General features: G+C 60.5%; 13 protein-coding genes and 1 tRNA gene. 2 read left to right on the top strand and 12 right to left on the bottom strand.

The genetic code is table 11. From position 1 onward, the window contains the following. Positions 1 to 17 precede the first annotated feature (17 nt). The 11 genes from AQUI_RS0109635 to secE all read right to left on the bottom strand — a co-directional run bounded on the left by AQUI_RS0109635 (position 18) and on the right by secE (position 15,683). Complete coding sequence (locus AQUI_RS0109635) at positions 18 to 833, bottom strand: glycosyltransferase (protein WP_027257335.1); 816 nt, start codon at positions 831 to 833, stop codon at positions 18 to 20. 132 nt (positions 834 to 965) lie between these two features. Continuing rightward, positions 966 to 5,210, bottom strand: a complete 4,245-nt coding sequence (gene rpoC, locus AQUI_RS0109630) for a DNA-directed RNA polymerase subunit beta' (protein ID WP_027257334.1) — start codon at positions 5,208 to 5,210, stop codon at positions 966 to 968. Between the two features lie 52 nt (positions 5,211 to 5,262). After that, complete coding sequence (gene rpoB, locus AQUI_RS0109625; RefSeq protein WP_027257333.1) at positions 5,263 to 9,396, bottom strand: DNA-directed RNA polymerase subunit beta; 4,134 nt, start codon at positions 9,394 to 9,396, stop codon at positions 5,263 to 5,265. A 246-nt stretch (positions 9,397 to 9,642) separates the two neighbouring features. Next, complete coding sequence (gene rplL, locus AQUI_RS0109620) at positions 9,643 to 10,017, bottom strand: 50S ribosomal protein L7/L12 (RefSeq protein WP_008204003.1); 375 nt, start codon at positions 10,015 to 10,017, stop codon at positions 9,643 to 9,645. An 80-nt stretch (positions 10,018 to 10,097) separates the two neighbouring features. Next, positions 10,098 to 10,616 (bottom strand): 50S ribosomal protein L10, encoded by a 519-nt coding sequence (gene rplJ / locus AQUI_RS0109615; RefSeq protein ID WP_027257332.1) that lies wholly within the window; start codon positions 10,614 to 10,616, stop codon positions 10,098 to 10,100. A 295-nt stretch (positions 10,617 to 10,911) separates the two neighbouring features. Further along, on the bottom strand, positions 10,912 to 11,973 hold the full coding sequence (locus AQUI_RS29220) for a Hint domain-containing protein (RefSeq protein ID WP_051371862.1): 1,062 nt from the start codon (positions 11,971 to 11,973) through the stop codon (positions 10,912 to 10,914). 150 nt (positions 11,974 to 12,123) lie between these two features. Continuing rightward, a complete protein-coding gene (gene rplA, locus AQUI_RS0109605) occupies positions 12,124 to 12,822 on the bottom strand; it encodes a 50S ribosomal protein L1 (protein ID WP_027257331.1) in 699 nt (232 codons plus the stop codon). 1 nt (position 12,823) lies between these two features. Continuing rightward, the gene (gene rplK, locus AQUI_RS0109600; RefSeq protein WP_027257330.1) at positions 12,824 to 13,249 is read right to left on the bottom strand and encodes a 50S ribosomal protein L11; all 426 of its coding nucleotides are present in this window, start codon (positions 13,247 to 13,249) and stop codon (positions 12,824 to 12,826) included. A gap of 215 nt (positions 13,250 to 13,464) precedes the next feature. Continuing rightward, positions 13,465 to 14,406, bottom strand: a complete 942-nt coding sequence (locus tag AQUI_RS0109595) for a DMT family transporter (protein WP_027257329.1) — start codon at positions 14,404 to 14,406, stop codon at positions 13,465 to 13,467. 329 nt (positions 14,407 to 14,735) lie between these two features. Beyond that, a complete protein-coding gene (gene nusG, locus AQUI_RS0109590) occupies positions 14,736 to 15,269 on the bottom strand; it encodes a transcription termination/antitermination protein NusG (protein WP_027257328.1) in 534 nt (177 codons plus the stop codon). 216 nt (positions 15,270 to 15,485) lie between these two features. Further along, positions 15,486 to 15,683: a preprotein translocase subunit SecE gene (gene secE, locus AQUI_RS0109585; RefSeq protein ID WP_027257327.1), complete on the bottom strand. Its 198-nt coding sequence runs from the start codon at positions 15,681 to 15,683 to the stop codon at positions 15,486 to 15,488. A gap of 203 nt (positions 15,684 to 15,886) precedes the next feature. Here secE and AQUI_RS0109580 point away from each other — a divergent pair, with 203 nt between their 5' ends. Continuing rightward, on the top strand, positions 15,887 to 18,010 hold the full coding sequence (locus tag AQUI_RS0109580; protein ID WP_027257326.1) for an O-linked N-acetylglucosamine transferase, SPINDLY family protein: 2,124 nt from the start codon (positions 15,887 to 15,889) through the stop codon (positions 18,008 to 18,010). Between the two features lie 79 nt (positions 18,011 to 18,089). On the opposite strand, the gene AQUI_RS0109575 is transcribed toward AQUI_RS0109580, so the two are convergent. Beyond that, a tRNA-Trp gene (locus AQUI_RS0109575) sits at positions 18,090 to 18,165 on the bottom strand. Positions 18,166 to 18,344: 179 nt separating this feature from the next. On the opposite strand from AQUI_RS0109575, the gene AQUI_RS0109570 reads away from it, so the two are divergent. Then, the gene (locus tag AQUI_RS0109570) at positions 18,345 to 19,055 is read left to right on the top strand and encodes a lysophospholipid acyltransferase family protein (protein WP_035919883.1); all 711 of its coding nucleotides are present in this window, start codon (positions 18,345 to 18,347) and stop codon (positions 19,053 to 19,055) included. Positions 19,056 to 19,107: the final 52 nt, after the last annotated feature.

Genomic DNA, 19,107 nt, shown 5'->3' with positions numbered 1-19,107 from the left:
AGCGGCCAGGCAGGCTGCTACGGCAGCAAGGCCTTCAGGTGCGCCGCTGTATAGCCGAAATGCTCGTTCAGCGCGTCTTCGATTTGGTGTGCGGGCCATTTCCGGGTCAGGCCCAGTTGCGCAGGGTCCGATTTATTGTCGCCATGAATGGTCCGCAGGAATGCGGGCACCGAAATGTCGGAAAACGTATTATAGTGCTGCGCAATTTTGCGGTGGTTGAACGCATAGGGGTTGGCCGGGTGATCCGCCGGAGCAACCAGCGACAGGCCGGCGGACAACGGCGACCGCTCGCAGGTGTCATACAGCTCCGCTCCGGCGGCGGTTTTTTCCAGATACAAGCCACGGTTATGGGCGATCATAAAAGGGGTCTGCCCATCGCCCTGCAACGGAATCATGGCGCGGGCAAAGCCCTTGGTGCGTTTGACGAAATTCCGGTCCAAAGCATCGTCATCATCCAGCCGGAACAGAACGTGATGGGTGGCGCGCCGTAAATTCACCAGGCCGAAAGCGTCCTTCAGCTGCTGGTAGTGCGTATCCGGGGCCGCGCCGTGGCAAAAGATATTGCTATAGGGTTCTGTCAGCTCCAGCAGCCGCTCCAGATAGGGATCAGGCAGATCTTCGGAGGTCAGAACGATCAGCCGGAAACTTGGGTCGCTCTGCTGTGTCAGCGACCGCAGGCACAAATGTTCGAACAGCCGGAAGCGCAACTCCATCCGTTCCGGCGAGAACAGATGCGCAGCCTTTTCCTCCAAGCTGTTGAACCGCTCTGAATAGTAATTCGTGCTGAGTACGGAAAACCGCACCAATCCGATCATCCGCAGCCTGATATCCATCACCGCTCCCCGCCTGCAGCCGTGTTGTCCGGCCCGATCCCCTGCCTGACTACAGATAGCCGCGGTTGCAGAAATGAAAAAGCCCCCGCATGAGATCATGCGGGGGCTTTTCCTGAAGGTATGAGCCGTGGCTTAGTCGCGGCTTTCCGGGGTTTCGACCAGGATATCCAGATCGTCGCCGCCCATCGCATCTTCGTCCATCACCGGTGCGGCCAGGGCTGCAGCGGCTTCGGCTTCTTCGCGGCGGGCTTCCAGAACCACGTTGTCGCGGCCTTGGGCAATGGCGCGCACTGCCTGGGTCGCACCACCGGTGCCGGCCGGGATCAGGCGGCCCACGATGACGTTTTCCTTGAGGCCGACCAGCTTGTCCTTCTTGCCCTGCACCGAAGCCTCGGTGAGGACCCGCGTGGTCTCCTGGAAGGAGGCCGCCGAGATGAAGGAACGGGTCTGCAGCGACGCCTTGGTGATGCCGAGCAGGATCGGTTCGCCCTGTGCCGGGCGCTTGCCGCGGGCCAGCGATTTCTCGTTGGCTGCGTCAAACTCCTGCTTGTCCACGTGCTCGCCTTTCAGCAGCGTGGTGTCGCCGGAGTCCGAGATCTCCCACTTCTGCAGCATCTGGCGGACGATCACCTCGATGTGCTTGTCGTTGATCTTCACACCCTGCAGGCGGTAAACGTCCTGCACTTCGTCGATCATGTAGTTGGCCAGAGCCTCGACACCCATGATGGACAGGATGTCATGCGGCGCCGGGTTGCCGTCCATGATATAGTCGCCCTTCTGGACAAAATCACCTTCCTGAACCGGAATGTGCTTGCCCTTGGGCACCATGTATTCGACGGCGTCCCGCGACTCGTCCGACGGTTCGATCGCGATGCGGCGCTTGTTCTTGTAGTCGCGGCCAAAGCGCACGTAGCCATCGATTTCGGCGATGATCGCGTGGTCTTTCGGACGGCGGGCTTCGAACAGTTCCGCAACGCGCGGCAGACCACCGGTGATGTCCTTGGTCTTGGCGCCTTCACGCGGGATACGCGCAACAACGTCACCTGCCACAACCTGCTGGCCGTCTTCGACCGAGAGGATCGCATCCACCGACATCGGGTAGGTCAGCGGATTGCCCAGATCGTTGCGCATCGGCTCGCCGTTGCTGTCGACCAGGATGATCTCCGGCTTCAGATCCGAGCCTTTCGGAGCCGTGCGCCAGTCGATCACGATCTTCTGGGTCATGCCGGTGGCTTCGTCGGTCTCGTCGCGGACCGCCAGGCCCGAGACCAGGTCCACGTATTTCGCGGTACCGGGCTTCTCGGCGATGATCGGCAGGGTGTAGGGATCCCATTCGAACAGCTTGTCGCCGCGCGCAATGTCCTGACCTTCCTTGACGAACAGCTTGGAACCGTAGCCCAGCTTGTGGCTGGCACGTTCTTCGCCGTGTTCGTCCTGGATGATCAGCTTCATGTTGCGGCCGACAACCATGGTCTCGCCGTTGGCGTTTTCCAGGGTCTGCGGCATTTCGAAGACGATCTTGCCTTCCTGAGACGCTTCCTGGAACGACTGCTGGCCACCCTGCGCAACGCCGCCGATGTGGAAGGTCCGCATGGTCAGCTGGGTGCCAGGTTCGCCGATCGACTGCGCCGCGATGATACCCACCGCTTCGCCTTCGTTCACCTTGGTGCCGCGCGCCAGGTCACGGCCATAGCACATGGCGCAGACGCCCTCTTCCGACTCGCAGGTCAGCGGCGAGCGGATACGGGTCGACTGAACGCCGGCCTCTTCCACGGCATCCGCCATGCGTTCGTCGATCAGCTGGCCTGCAGCGATGATGACTTCTTCGGTGCCCGGACGCAGGATGTCGTCTGCGGCCACGCGGCCCAGAAGACGCTCGCCCAGGGTCGCGACGACTTCACCGTCGTTCACAGCCGCTTCGGCAGTAATCGCACGCTCGGTGCCGCAATCGTTCTCACGCACGATGCAGTCCTGAGCCACGTCCACCAGACGGCGGGTCAGGTAACCCGAGTTCGCCGTCTTAAGCGCGGTATCGGACAGACCCTTACGGGCACCGTGGGTCGAGTTGAAGTACTCGAGAACGGTCAGGCCTTCTTTAAAGTTCGAGATGATCGGAGTCTCGATGATGTCGCCGTTCGGCTTGGCCATCAGGCCGCGCATGCCGCCCAGCTGCTTCATCTGGGTTACCGAGCCACGCGCACCGGAGTGGGCCATCATGTAAACCGAGTTCGGTTCCATCACGGCGCCAGCTTCGTCGCGCTTATCTGCGGAGATGGTGCCCATCATCGCGTCGGTGACCTTGTCGTTACACTTGGACCAGGCATCGACAACTTTGTTGTACTTTTCGCCCTGAGTGATCAGGCCGTCCATGTACTGCTGTTCGAAATCCTTCACCTGATCGCGGGTCTCGTCGACCAGCGTCCATTTGGTGTCGGGGATCACCATGTCGTCCTTGCCGAACGAAATGCCCGCCTTGAACGCTTCGCGGAAGCCCATGGTCATGATCTGGTCGCAGAAGATAACCGACTCTTTCTGACCGCAGTAACGGTAGACGGTGTCGATGACCTGCTGCACTTCTTTCTTCCGCAGCAGGCGGTTGACCAGCTCAAACGGCGCTTTGACGTTCTTCGGCAGCAGTGCGCCCAGACGGACACGGCCAGGCGTGGTTTCGAACCGTGACTGAACCTCGTTGCCTTCTTCGTCGAACTGCGTGATCCGGGCCGTGATCTTGGTGTGCAGGTGAACAACACCTGCGTCCAGCGCGTGCTGAACTTCCTCGATCGAGCCGAACACCATGCCTTCACCGGGCATGCCTTCGCGTTCCAGGGTCACATAGTAGAGACCCAGAATCATATCCTGCGAGGGAACAATGATCGGTGCGCCGTTGGCCGGCGACAGCACGTTGTTGGTGGACATCATCAGGACGCGCGCTTCCAGCTGGGCCTCAAGGCTCAGCGGGACGTGCACAGCCATCTGGTCGCCGTCAAAGTCCGCGTTGAACGCCGAACAGACCAGCGGGTGCAGCTGGATGGCCTTACCTTCGATCAGCGTGGGTTCAAACGCCTGGATGCCAAGACGGTGCAGCGTCGGCGCACGGTTCAGCATCACCGGGTGTTCGCGGATCACCTCGTCGAGGATATCCCAAACTTCGGGACGCTCTTTTTCGACCAGCTTCTTGGCCTGTTTCACTGTGGAGGACAGACCTTTGGCCTCCAGACGCGAGTAGATGAAGGGCTTGAACAGTTCGAGCGCCATCTTCTTGGGCAGGCCGCACTGGTGCAGCTTCAGCTCGGGACCGGTCACAATCACCGAACGGCCGGAGAAGTCGACGCGCTTACCCAAAAGGTTCTGACGGAAGCGGCCCTGCTTACCCTTCAGCATGTCGGACAGCGACTTCAGCGGACGCTTGTTGGCGCCGGTGATGACACGGCCGCGGCGGCCGTTGTCGAACAGTGCGTCAACGGATTCCTGCAGCATCCGCTTTTCGTTGCGGACGATGATGTCAGGCGCGCGCAGTTCGATCAGCCGCTTCAGACGGTTGTTCCGGTTGATCACGCGGCGGTACAGGTCATTGAGGTCGGAGGTCGCGAAGCGGCCGCCGTCCAGCGGAACCAGCGGACGCAGTTCCGGCGGGATGACCGGGATCACGGTCATGATCATCCATTCCGGGCGGTTGCCCGATTCCAGGAAGCTCTCCACAACCTTCAGACGCTTGATGATCTTCTTGGGCTTCAGTTCGCCGGTCGCTTCGGCCAGTTCGGCGCGCAGGTGTTCGGCTTCTGATTCCAGGTCGATCTGGGCCAGCATGTCACGGATCGCTTCGGCGCCGATGTTGGCGGTGAAGGCGTCCATGCCATAGGCATCCTGAGCGTCCATGTACTCTTCTTCGGTCATCATCTGGCCGTAACTGAGGTCAGTCAGGCCCGGCTCGATGACAACGTAGTTTTCAAAGTACAGAACACGTTCCAGGTCGCGCAGGGTCATGTCCAGCATCAGGCCGATGCGGGACGGCAGCGACTTCAGGAACCAGATGTGCGCAACGGGTGCAGCCAGTTCGATGTGGCCCATGCGCTCGCGGCGCACTTTCTGCAGGGTAACCTCGACGCCGCATTTTTCGCAGACGACGCCGCGGTATTTCATCCGCTTATATTTGCCGCACAGGCATTCGTAGTCTTTGATCGGGCCAAAGATCCGGGCGCAGAACAGGCCGTCGCGCTCGGGCTTGAAGGTCCGGTAGTTGATGGTCTCAGGCTTTTTGATTTCGCCATAGGACCACGACAGGATCCGTTCCGGCGACGCCAGCGAGACTTTGATTTCATCAAAGACCTTGGGCGGCGTCAGCGGGTTGAACGGGTTGTTGGTGATTTCCTGGTTCATTTTGATACCTCAAATTCGTGCGGAAGGGAGGAGGGGGTAAGGGCCGGAGCCCTTACTCTTCTTCCGCATCCAGGAGTTCCATGTTCAGGCCGAGGCCACGGACTTCTTTAACCAGAACGTTGAACGATTCCGGTACGCCCGCTTCAAAGTTGTCCTCGCCCTTGACGATCGACTCATAGACCTTGGTCCGGCCGGCGACGTCATCCGATTTGACGGTGAGCATCTCCTGCAGGGTGTAGGCGGCGCCATAGGCTTCCAGAGCCCAGACTTCCATCTCACCAAAGCGCTGACCGCCGAACTGCGCCTTACCGCCCAGCGGCTGCTGGGTAACAAGCGAGTACGGGCCGGTGGAACGCGCGTGGATTTTGTCGTCCACCAGGTGGTGCAGCTTCAGCAGGTACTTGATGCCGACGGTGACCGGACGCGCGAACTGCTCGCCGGTGCGGCCGTCGAACAGGATCGACTGTCCGGACTGGTCAAAGCCCGCACGCACCAGCGCGTCGTTCACATCGTCTTCCTTAGCGCCGTCAAAGACCGGGGTCGCAATCGGCACACCGCGGGTCACGTTTCCTGCGGCGTCGATCAGCGCGTCCTCGGACATGCTGGCGATGCCTTCGTCATAGACGTCGTCGCCATAGGCGTGGTGCATCGCTTCACGGACCGGAGTCAGGTCGCCCGAGCGGCGGTATTCCTGAAGCGCGTCATCCACTTTGATGCCAAGGCCGCGTGCGGCCCAGCCCATGTGGGTCTCCAGGATTTGACCAACGTTCATACGCGACGGAACACCCAGCGGGTTAAGGCAGAAGTCGACCGGGGTACCGTCGGCGAGGAACGGCATGTCCTCCATCGGCACCACTTTCGAGATCACACCTTTGTTGCCGTGACGGCCGGCCATCTTGTCGCCCGGCTGCAGCTTGCGCTTCACCGCGATGAAGACTTTGACCATCTTCATCACACCCGGCGGCAGGTCGTCGCCGCGGCGGACTTTTTCGACCTTGTCCTCGAAACGGGCATCCAAGGCACGCTTCTGCGCCTCGTACTGCTCGTTCAGGGCCTCGACGACCTGAGCGTCCTGCTCTTCCTCGAGGGCAAGCATCCACCACTGGCCGCGCGACAGGCTGTCCAGCAGTTCCTCGTCGATCGGGGCACCGGAACGCACGCCTTTCGGGCCTTTGACAGCCACTTTGCCCAGGATCATGCCGCGCAGGCGGGCATAGATGTTGCGGTCCAGGATCGCCAGCTCGTCGTCCCGGTCACGGGCCAGACGTTCGACTTCCTCACGCTCGATCTGCAGCGCACGCTCGTCTTTTTCAACGCCGTGGCGGTTGAAGACGCGCACTTCGACCACAGTACCGTAATCGCCCGGCTTCACGCGCAGCGAAGTATCGCGCACGTCAGATGCTTTTTCGCCGAAGATGGCGCGCAGCAGCTTTTCTTCCGGGGTCATCGGGCTTTCGCCCTTGGGTGTAATCTTGCCGACCAGAATGTCGCCCGGTTCCACATCGGCACCGATGTAGACGATGCCCGCTTCGTCGAGGTTGCGCAGGGCTTCCTCGCCGACGTTGGGGATGTCGCGGGTGATTTCTTCCGGCCCAAGCTTGGTGTCACGGGCGGCGACTTCGAATTCCTCGATGTGAACCGAGGTGAAGACGTCGTCACGCGCGATGCGCTCGGAGATCAGGATGGAGTCTTCGTAGTTGTAGCCGTTCCACGGCATGAACGCGACGACCACGTTTTTACCCAGAGCCAGTTCGCCCATATCGGTCGACGGACCATCGGCGATGACTTCGCCCTTGGTCACGGTGTCGCCCACCTTCACCAGCGGACGCTGGTTGATGCAGGTGTTCTGGTTCGAACGCTGGAACTTGCGCATCCGGTAGATGTCAACGCCCGCGTCGCCCAGCTCCAGATCCGAAGTCGCCCGGATCACGATACGCTGCGCATCAACCTGGTCGATGATGCCCGCACGCTTGGCCTGAATGGCCGCGCCGGAGTCGATCGCAACCTTTTCCTCGATGCCGGTGCCGACCAGCGGCGCCTCGGCGCGCAGGAGCGGAACCGCCTGACGCTGCATGTTCGAGCCCATCAGAGCGCGGTTGGCGTCGTCGTTTTCCAGGAACGGAATCAGCGAGGCCGCAACCGAGACCAGCTGTTTCGGGCTGACGTCGATCAGGTCGACGCTTTCGCGCGGCGCCAGGGTGTAGTCGCCGGACTGACGGGTCGACACCAGGTCGTTGATGAACTTGCCACCCTCGTCCAGGGTCGCGTTGGCCTGCGCCACGGTGTGGCGCATTTCTTCGGTCGCCGACATGTAGTGCACTTCGTCGGTCACCTGGCCTTCATTGACAACGCGGTAAGGCGTTTCGATGAAGCCGTATTTGTTGACGCGCGCAAAAGTGGCCAGCGAGTTGATCAGACCGATGTTCGGGCCTTCCGGCGTTTCAATCGGGCACATCCGGCCATAGTGGGTCGGGTGAACGTCGCGGACCTCAAAGCCGGCACGCTCGCGGGTCAAACCGCCGGGGCCAAGCGCCGAGAGACGGCGCTTGTGGGTGACTTCCGACAGCGGGTTGGTCTGGTCCATGAACTGCGACAGCTGCGAGGAGCCGAAGAATTCGCGTACTGCGGCTGCCGCCGGTTTCGCGTTGATCAGATCCTGCGGCATCACGGTGTCGATCTCGACCGAGGACATACGTTCCTTGATCGCGCGCTCCATGCGCAGCAGGCCGACACGGTACTGGTTTTCCATCAGCTCGCCGACGGACCGCACGCGGCGGTTGCCGAGGTGGTCGATGTCGTCGATATCGCCGCGGCCGTCCCGCAGGTCGACCAGCGCCTTGATGCAGGCGACAATGTCTTCCTTGCGCAGGGTGCGCTGGGTGTCCTCAGCGTCCAGGGCCAGGCGCATGTTCATCTTCACGCGGCCAACGGCGGACAGGTCGTAACGCTCGCCATCAAAGAACAGGGTGTCGAACAGGGCCGACGCGGCCTCGACGGTGGGCGGCTCGCCCGGGCGCATCACGCGATAGATGTCCATCAGCGCGCTTTCGCGGGTCCGGTTCTTGTCCTGCGCCATGGTGTTGCGCATGTAGGGGCCGACGTTGACGTTGTCGATGTCCAGCACCGGAATATCGGTGATGCCGGCATCCAGCAGCTCTTTCAGGGAGCCGCCGATCAGTTCGCCGTCCTTGTCGTATTCCAGGGTCAGCTCATCACCGGCTTCGACATAAATCGCGCCGTTTTCTTCGTTGATGATGTCCTGGGAGACATATTTGCCGACGATATGCTCGAAGGGCACCAGAAGCTCGGTGATGGTGCCTTCTTCGATCATCTTCTTGACGGCGCGCGGGGTAACTTTCTTGCCGGCCTCGCAGATGATCTCGCCAGTGGCCGCATCGACCAGGTCATAGGTCGGGCGGGTGCCGCGCACACGGTCGGGGAAGAACGGGGTGACCCAGCCGCGGGACTTTTCAAGCTTGAACTGGACGGTGTTGTAATAGGCGCTCATGATGGCGTCCTGGTCCAGGCCCAGGGCGTACAGCAGAGTGGTCACCGGCAGTTTGCGGCGGCGGTCGATACGGGCAAAGACGATGTCCTTGGCGTCGAATTCGAAATCCAGCCAGGAGCCGCGGTACGGGATGATGCGGCAGGCAAACAGCAGCTTGCCCGAGGAGTGGGTCTTGCCCTTGTCGTGGTCGAAGAACACGCCCGGCGAACGGTGCATCTGGGACACGATCACACGCTCGGTGCCGTTGACGACAAAGGTGCCGTTCGGGGTCATCAGGGGCATGTCGCCCATGAAGACGTCCTGTTCCTTGATGTCCTTCACGGACTTGGCGCCGGTGTCTTCGTCCACATCAAAGACGATCAGGCGCAGGGTGACCTTCAGCGGCGCGCTGTAGGTCATGTCGCGCTGCATGCACTCTTCGACGTCGTATTTCGGTTTCTCAAACGCGTATTTGCCGAACTCCAGGACCGAGGTCTCGTTGAAGTCCTTGATCGGGAAAACCGACTGGAACACACCTTTGATGCCTTCGCCGTCCAGCGGCTCGGCTTCATCGCCAGAGCGCAGGAACAGGTCGTAGGAAGATTTCTGCACCTCAATGAGGTTCGGCATCTCCAGCACTTCGCGGATTTTGCCGTAGTATTTGCGTAGACGTTTCTGGCCAAGGAACGATTGAGCCATGTCAGATGTCACCTTTCGAGTTCTCACCGGTCAAGGATGCCGCCGGGCCCCGGCACCTTGCCCATACGAGACAGCGCGTTCGGATCAATTCATGGCCACCGTCCCGAAGGCAGCCTCCCGATCCTTTGAACTCCGCCTGAAAAAACGCCCCCTCAGAGGCCCTTTTTAAGACAGGTTCGGCTGGGCCCGGAGAACTCCGGACCCAGCCAAATTTCCGATGCATCAGAAATGCACCAGGAGCAGGGCTTAGGCCAGCTCGACTTCTGCGCCAGCTGCTTCCAGCTTGGCTTTGACGTCTTCGGCTTCGGCTTTGTCGACGCCTTCTTTGATCTTGCCGCCGGCTTCGACCAGTTCTTTGGCTTCTTTCAGGCCCAGACCGGTGATGCCGCGGACTTCTTTGATCACGTTGATTTTGGAAGCGCCGGCGTTCTTCAGAACGACGTCGAATTCGGTCTTTTCTTCCTCAGCTGCGCCACCGGCGTCGCCGCCGGCTGCCATGACAACTGCGCCGCCGGCTGCGGGCTCGATGCCATATTCGTCTTTGAGGATGGTTTTCAGTTCTTGTGCTTCCAGCAGGGTCAGACCCACGATGCTTTCTGCGAGTGCTTTCAGATCAGCCATTGTATCAGCTCTTTCCGTTTACAGTATGTGTGTTCCAACGTGCAGGCTTTGCCCCACGCCAGTCATTCAGTGCCAACCGCTTACGCAGCTTCCGCCTTCTCTTCGATGGTCGAAAGGATGCTTGCGATGTTGCTTGCAGGTGCGCCAATTGCGCCGGCGATGTTGGAAGCGGGTGCGCCAATGCAGCTTGCGATCTGAGCAATAAGCTCGTCGCGGGACGGCATTTTCGACACGGCTTCGACGCCTGCGCGGTCCAGAGCATTCTCACCCATTGCGCCGCCGAGGATTTCAAACTTTTTGTTATCCTTGGCGAAACCCTCGGCCACCTTGGCGGCGGACACGGGGTCTTCGGAATAGGTCAGAACAGTCATCCCTGTCAGCAGGCCGGCCATGCTGTCACACGGCTTTCCCTCGAGGGCGATTTTGGCGAGCCTGTTCTTGGCAACACGCACGGAACTGTTCGCGTCGCTTGCACGCGCGCGCAGATCCTGCATCTCGGCAACTGTCAGACCGGCGTAGTGGGCAACCACTACGACGCCAGAGCTTTCGAAGATCTGGCCGAGTTCCTCGACCACTTTCTCTTTCTGGGCTCTATCCACAGTTCTCTCCAAGTTAGGGATGCTTGTGCACCCCGGCTCATATTTGCCGGTCCAGATGTCCCGGCGTTCAGGTCCGTTTTACGGGATGAGCCAAATCCGCCCGAGGGAATGAAAACCCTCGATCTTCTTGGTCTTACCCGTCTCAGGAGGGAAATTAAGACCCGATCGAAAGGCCACCCACCATCTTGGACGAAATGAAATAAAGCGCACGACGAATCGCACGCTTTATCTCGTAGCCGTAGTTAGTCGTATTTTACCGGTTTTCCAAGGGGGAAACTGGCTGCCTCAGGCAAATTCAGCGCGCCGCAGAACAGGACTGTCCGCCACGGGTTTCCAGACAGCCCCTCAGCACACGCGCCTCGCCTGAGGTCAGCGTCATCGCCGCAGTCCCGCCGAACCGGCTGCCGTCCGGGCCAAGAGACGGAAAAAGCAACAGCAGCTCAACGCGCTGCGCCGCATCCAGGGCGGCCACCGACCCCGGCGCCAGAAAGAAGCTTTCTGTCAGCACACCATTGGATCGCACGATGTGATGGCGGTCGAACATGAAATGGAAATAGCGGATTGCAGCCTGCTCGCGGATCCTGACTCCCGGGAGCCCGCAGAGATGTTTTGCAGCCACCAGGACATCCGCCTGGCCGAACAGCATCTCCGCAACCGGCAATTCTACGTGAACCCTGTGCTGCTGCGACAGGACCAGCTCGCCGGCATTCCCAATAGCCCCGGGTGCAAAAACCACAGGGGCAAAGTTCCCGCCGCCGCGAACCGGCGTGGATGAGATCCAGCGCACCGGCTGCAGCCCGGCATCCTTGGTCCAGACCATCTGCCCCGTGGTGATATCCTCCACGGCCACCTGGCCGTCGGCGGTCTCAATCTGCGTCCCTTCCCCAAAGCAGGTGACATAATCCGAATAGCGCGACGTGCCAGCGTTCTGGCCGCCGGTCTTTACATAGGATTTCCCGGCCTCAAGCGGCAGGTCCGTCGCAAATCCCCAGACATTGGATGTCTGGCCGCCCTGCGAAAAGACGTAGATTGTAATCTCCGGCCCGGCAGGGTTGCCGTTTCCGTCGAGTTCGCGCACCAGGATATGCGACTCGGATTCAACTTGCACACCGTCTGCAACGATGCCGCCGCCATCGGTTATGACGTGATCCGCTTCCCGGTCATCATTGAATCTGTTCCGCCCGCCACCGGTATCATTCAGCGTGACTTCGGTTCCGGTGCCGCCGGAATAGGCGAAAACAGTTCCGTTGGGCGTGTCCGAATTGTTGATGACCGCATCACCGACAATGGAGCCATTGGAGCTCGACGTGACAACCAGGCTCGAACTGCCCTGAGCGAAGAAACTGCGAAGTGCCATAGACCGCAATTATGAGTGCAAGCAATCAGGCGCAAGGGTAAACACATGGTTGAAATGCAACGCACGGTCTTTTGAGCGGCGCACCGCCGCCGGACAAAAAAGGCCCCGGGTGCAACACCCGGAGCCCTTGTTCTGGCACTGCCGCCCGAATTACTCGGAAACAGCGTTGTCCACATCAACCGTGACGCCCGGACCCATGGTCGAGGTCAGGTTGATCTTCTTCATGTATGCGCCTTTTGCGCCCGACGGCTTGGCCTTGGCCACGGCCGAGATGAAGGCACGGACGTTTTCGACCAGCTTGGCTTCGTCAAAGGAGGCTTTGCCGACGCCTGCATGCACAACGCCGCCTTTTTCAGCTTTGAACTGAACTTCGCCGCCCTTGGCCGCTTCAACAGCTGCCTTGACGTCCATGGTCACGGTGCCGACCTTGGGGTTCGGCATCAGGTTGCGCGGGCCGAGGATCTTACCCAGACGGCCAACGACGGGCATCATGTCCGGGGTTGCGATGCAACGGTCGAAATCGATGTTGCCGCCCTGGATGGCTTCCATCAGGTCTTCGGCGCCGACGATGTCTGCACCAGCCGCCTGAGCTTCTTCCGCTTTGGGGCCGCGGGCGAACACTGCAACGCGCATGGCTTTGCCGGTGCCGTTCGGCAGGCCGACCACGCCGCGGACCATCTGGTCTGCGTGGCGGGTGTCAACACCCAGGCTCATGGCGATTTCGACGGTTTCGTCGAATTTCGCAGTGGCGTTCGCCTTGATCAGGGAAACAGCTTCTTCAACCGACAGGTTATCTTTGCCAGCCAGAGCTTCGCGCGCGGCGCGGGTACGTTTACCGAGCTTTGCCATCTTACTTCACCTCGATGCCCATGGAGCGGGCAGAGCCCAGGATGATCTGCATTGCCGCGTCGATGTCGTTGGCGTTCAGATCTTTCATCTTGGCTTCGGCGATTTCTTTCACCTGGGCCGCGGTCACGGTGCCGACGGTTTCGCGCGACGGGGTTTTTGCACCCGACTTCACCTTGGCAGCCTTCTTCAGGTAGTAAGACGCGGGCGGCGTCTTGATGTCCATGGTGAAGGACTTGTCCTGATAGTAGGTGATCACGGTCGGGCACGGCGCACCGGGCTCCAGATCTGCGGTCTTGGCGTTGAACGCCTTGCAGAATTCCATGATGTTGATGCCGCGCTGACCCAGCGCCGGACCGACCGGCGGGCTTGGGTTTGCCTGACCGGCTTTAACTTGCAGCTTCATCGTGCCGACGAGCTTCTTAGCCATTTGGTTTTCCTTTCAACAAGGGCGGGACGCGTCCCGTCCGATGTATGTTGCGTGGTCGGAATTCAGGATCGCGATCCGTCCATCTCCCACGAGAGAATCTCGCCCGAAGACGATAGGCGGCGTTTATAGGGGAATGGTGGGGTTGGCAAGTGGGCGGGCTGGTGGAATTAGAAACGGCCGCTTCGAGCCCATTCTGCACCAAGATTTGGATGTGTTCAGCCCGTGGCTCGTTTCCTCGAAGTTCTGATTTCCGAATACACGATGAACAGCCCGCCCCCGACGATCAGAACACTGCCAAGCATCGTCGATACGTTTGGCAGCGCGCCCCAAAACAACCATCCCCAAAGCACGGCAAAAGGTAGGGAGCTATATTCAAACGGAGCCATCTGGCTTGCGTGACCATAGCGATAGGCCTGACTGATGCAGTAAAACCCTATAGTGCCCGTAAGCCCGAGCGCCAGGAAGAGGCCAGCCTGGAACAGGTTGGGAACGCTCCAGGCACGAAACAGATAGGCCGCGCTCGGGTGATCGAACTGGTCCATCCAGCCCGAACCGAAAACCAGACCCGTCAACCCGCTGAACAGTACAAACATCAGCGTCAGATAAAACGTCATGCTCAAGGCGCTCTCTGAGGAGCCAAGCAGCCTGGTCAGAAGGATCTGAGCGCTATAGGCAATCGCGGAAATGATGGCCAGGACCATCGCGGGTTCGACGCCGTCAGCACTCGGTTGAGCAACGAGAACCACGCCGATGAAGCCCGCCACAACTGCAAACCAGACGCGCAATCCTACTGTTTCGCCCAAAAACGGTCCCGCGAAGATGACGACGAAAAGAGGAGCGGTGTAGTAGAGCGGCATTGCGTCGGCCAATGGCAGCACCGCGAGCGCCATTGAAAACGTGGAAAAACAGATGAATGAAAAGAACCCGCGCAGACAATTTAGGAACGGCCTTCGGGTGGTAAACCCGCGTGTTCCCTGCGTGAGGTATAGCGCCGTGCTGATCAAGGCGAGGGTCACGACGCCCCGCGCAAAGATGACCTCTTGGACAGCCATTTGATCGCTGAAGAACTTCATGATCGCGTCTTGAATGGAAAACACAAACAAACCGAGGATCAGAAGTCCGATCCCAGCTATTGTGTTGTCGGCACCTTGATGCATTGTGCTTGCTTGTGACACTATCATTGACCTTCAATCTGGTGCCTGTTCGGGCAGGGGATTTTTTACACTGTCAGAAAACGTCAACCCCATTGCTCGGATTGAATCGACCGCACTTCACTTGTTTCCGACACTTGAGGGACAGGGAAAGGAGCTGAGCAAAACCCACTGCGCCGTTGGTATTCGCGTGACTTAGCACGGACAAAAAAGCGGGCATTTGGTCAACGACAGCTCTTTCCGCACAGCCGCCAAACAAAAAACGCCGCGGTGCATTATGCAACGCGGCGCGATGAATTTCGCGGAGTAAGGTGGGCAACCGGCCCGCCGCCCTATCACCCCTGTTTGGTAACCTGGGTAAAGTCCAGCTCCACCGGGGTTTCCCGGCCGAAGATCGACACGGTGACCTTGAGCTTCTGGCTGTCCTCGTCGACCTCTTCGACCATGCCGTCGAAATCCTCGAACGGGCCGTCGTTGACCTTGACCTTCTCGCCGATCTCGAAGTGGATCAGGGTGCGCGGCGCCTCGACGCCTTCCTCGACGCGGCCCAGGATGCCCTGCACCTCGGCGTCGCGCATCGGCATCGGGCGGCCCTGCGGGCCGAGAAAGCCGGTGACGCGGTTGATCGAAGAAATCAGGTGATAACCGCGGTCGGACATTTCCATGTGGACCAGAACATAGCCGGGCATGAACCGGCGCTCGGTCGAGACCTTCTTGCCGCGGCGGATCTCGATCACCTCTTCGGTGGGGACCAGCACCTCGTCGATCTCGTCCTCAAGGCCCTGTTCTGCGACCGAGGTGCGGATCTGCTCTGCGATTTTCTTTTCGAAATTCGAAAGAACGCTGACCGAATACCACCGTTTCGCCATGAACAATCGTCCTTGTATTGCCGGGCGGGCCATTGCCGCGCCGCCGCTTTATCATCCCGATGCAGCCCTGAAGCTGCGCTCTCCAACAAAAAGCGGCGTGCAAACCGAATCGCCGCACGCCCGCCTCAATAGTTACGGCTCACCTACCGCCCATTGCCGCCAAGATCAAGGGCGGCACAGCAACACGGGCTTGGAAGCCATCTAACTGCCGCAGGCTTAGCCGAACATCCCCAGCAAGCCCTGCAGGCCATAGCGGATCAGCAGATCGACCAGTGCAAAGAACACCGCCGTAAGCGCCGCCATGATGAACACCATGACCGTGGTCAGCAGAACCTCGCGCCGGGTCGGCCAAACGACCTTGGACACTTCGGCGCGGACTTGCTGAATGAACTGTACTGGATTGATAGTCGCCATACTGGGGGTGTCTCTCTGCTAGCAGTGGTCGCGATTTAACGCCTGCTGCGGGTAAATTCAAGCCCTGCTCCAGCGGCAGAGCGGCCTGGGCCGCCCAGTCAATCCAATTTTAATCCACTTCCTGCAAAACTGTCCCAAGCAGCCCCGGCGCCCTGTGCGCGCCGTACAGGCATATCCCGCGTTTATTGATGAGATTGGATGCCATGACACCCGCATATTCCTTATCCCAGGCCGAACAGCTTGAACGTGACTCCAAACTTGAGGATGCTGTGCTTGCCTATTCCGGCATCCTGGCACGCAACCCGAAGAACACCCGCGCCCTGCAAGCGCTGAGTTCCCTGCGCGGCCGCCTGCGCGAACAGCGGGAGCCCTCGCCGGACACCAAAGCGGAACTGGAGACAGCGCTTGCCGCCGGCCGCCATTTCGATGCGGCTGACAGCTGCGGCGCCTTGCTCAAGACGTTCCGCGAGTCGCATTTCCTGTGGGATTTCCTGGGCCGCTGCCACCTAGCGGCAGGCCATCTGGACAACGCCGCGACCTGCTTGAACAAAGCCTGCGGGCTGAACTCCCAGGAAGCAGGCACCTATGCCGCGATGGGACGTGTCCATATAGCGCGCGGGCAGCATGACAACGCCATGGCCCTGTATCAGAAAGCCTTGAAGCTGGATGCAGAATGCCTGCCTGCCCTGCGCAGCATGGCCGAAGCCCTGCCGCTCGAAGGACGCAGCATCGAGGCCGCCGGCGTTCTGCGTCAGGCCGTTTCCCTTGACCCCGGAGATGCCTCGCTGCATTTCACACTGGCCGGCCTGCTCCAGAAGCTGGGCGCCTCCGCTGAAGCCAAAGAGCATTACACCCGTGCAGCCAGCCTGGATCCGCAGCTGACCGAAGCGCATTTCCAGCTTGGCCTGCAGCTTAAGGCCGAGGGCCGCTTTGCGGATGCCCTGCCTTGTTTTGACAAGATCCTGCAAATTTCACCATCCGATGACCGCAGCCGCACCCAGCGGCTGCATGTTCTGGCGGAGCTCAATGACTGGCGGTGGGTGCAGGAATACGCGGACTACCGACGCCTGCTGGGCTTGCGCGGCAGCGGCTGCGATCCAAGCGTGCTGATGCTGATGGAAGACAACCCGGATCTGCTTCGGGCACGTGCCCAAGCTTATACCAGCGACGCGTCTTCGGTGTTTGAGCTGCAAGCGTCCCCTCCCGTCCGGGAGCGTCCCGCCCGGCTGCGGATTGGATACTTCTTTGCCGACAGTGAAGGAGACGCAGTTGCAAACCGGCATGCCGCAATACTGGCAGCCCACGATAGCACCCGGTTTGAAATTCACGCCTATGCCACCGGCTCAGGACTTGCAGCAGAAACCGCTGCCGAATTGAGCCAAACCGTCTCCTGCTTCAAGCAACTGGGCGGACCAGCCGGACAAGACGCGGCCGCCGCAATCAAAGCAGACCGTCTGGACATTGCCGTGGATGTCTCAGGCTATACAAACGGCAGCCTGAGCCAACTGCTTTCCGAGCGGCTGGCACCGCTGCACATTGCATGGCCGGGATACCCCGGCACCATGGGCACCGCCGCCTTTGACTACCTGATCGGCGATCACATCGTGTGCCCGCCCGGCAGCGAACGTTATCACAACGAGTACGTGCTGCGCCTGCCGGACAGCCACCTGGCAGTGACGCCGGCACAGCCCACCCCTGTGGAAAGCCCGGACCGGACCAGTTGCGGCCTGCCGGAGACTGGATTTGTTTTCTGCAGCTTTGCTGCAGGCAGCCGGATCACCCCGTCAGAATTCGACATCTGGATGCGGTTGCTGAGCGGGGCCAAGAATAGCGTTCTGTGGCTGCAGGATAACGGCGCGCATGCAGTGTCCAACCTGCGCCGGGCTGCGGCGGTGCGCGGTGTAGATCCGGACCGGCTCGTCTTTGCACCGCCTGCCCCGCCGGCGGAACACCAGGCCCGCCTGCTGCTGGCAGATTTATTCCTGGACACCTTCACTGTGAATGCCCGCAGCGCCGCCCTGTCAGCATTGGCAGCCAGGCTGCCGGTGCTCACCTTGCCGGGACAGCAATTCGCCGCCCGCACTGTCGCAAGCCTGCTGCAGGCCGCCGGGCTGCCGGAACTGATCGCCGCCAGCGCAGTGGACTACGAGGCAAAGGCTGCAGGCCTGGCGCAGGATCCGGAGGCCGGCAAAACCTTGAAACGCCGCCTCCAGCACGCGGTTTTACCGGACCCAGCACGCCTGGCACAGCAAATCGAACAGGCCTATGACGCCGCCTATGATCGGTATTTGCAAGGATCCGCCCCACAGCACCTGCCGCTGGCCTAACCATAGCAAAGGCGCCCGCAGCCCAAGCGGGCGGGCTTTCCCGGAGGTATTCTGCTGTGCTGCTGCTGATCCGGTGAAATGGCAGGGGCATCAGGGTTCGAACCCGAGACCTACGGTTTTGGAGACCGTCGCTCTACCAACTGAGCTATACCCCTGTACGGTGCGGCATTTCCTAAGGCAGACGTGCTGCGCTGGCAAGAGGAAAAACGGGTTTTCCGGGTGTCGGCCTGCGGTTTGGCCGTTGCAGGCTTTGCCGCGGCTCAGCCATGCAGTAAGACAAGGCGGATGCTGGGGCCTTTTGCTCCGGGACACTCGAAAATACGAGCCGCCAATCGTGAGCCTAAGAAAGAAAATCGCTGACAGCCCTCGCGTCAACCGCGCTATCGAGGGGCTGTTTGCCGCTTATGTGCGATTCGCCTTCCGCACCTCACGCTGGACCCGCAGCGGGTTCGAGGACATGGACGCCTGCGTGCGCCGCGGCGAGCCGGTGATCTTTGTGCTGTGGCACCAGCGGCTGATCATGGCACCTTATCTGTTTGATACTTCGCTGGGCCGCATCTGCGCCCTGACGTCCTCGGCCCGCGCCGGGCGGCTGGCCGGCCAGATCCTGGTCCGGCTTGGGTTCGAGACCATCCCGATGTCCAGCCACAAGCGCCATGTGGCGCTGTCGCGCGAAGTGCTGCGCCGCACCAGGGACGGCTGTTCCATCGGCATCGCCGCCGACGGGCCGCGCGGTCCGGCGCGCATATCCTCAACCGTCCCAGTTGTCTGGGCCCGGATGACCGGCTGCAGGGTTTTCACGGTCGCGTTCGCCGAAAAAAAAGTAGTTGAGCTGCCAACCTGGGACCGGCAAATGCTGCCTCTGCCATTTTCCAGGGGTGTGCTGATGTGCCAGGAGTGGACAGATGAAGTTCCGAAAAAGCCAACCGATGCCGAGGCAGAAAACTTGCGATTAAGCTTGGAAGCCTCGCTGGAGGCCATCACTGCTGCGGCAGACAGCGCCGCTGGACGGATTGGCGAGCGGCCTCAGTCTCAAGCCACCTGAATACCGTTTCCCTGCTAGGGAAACGGCTCGGAAAAATCGATTTTTCCGGGCC

Source organism: Leisingera aquimarina DSM 24565 (assembly GCF_000473165.1).
Classification (GTDB): domain Bacteria; phylum Pseudomonadota; class Alphaproteobacteria; order Rhodobacterales; family Rhodobacteraceae; genus Leisingera; species Leisingera aquimarina.
The sequence above is the reverse complement of the archived record's forward strand: the minus strand, read 5'-3'. Positions and strand labels throughout refer to the sequence as shown.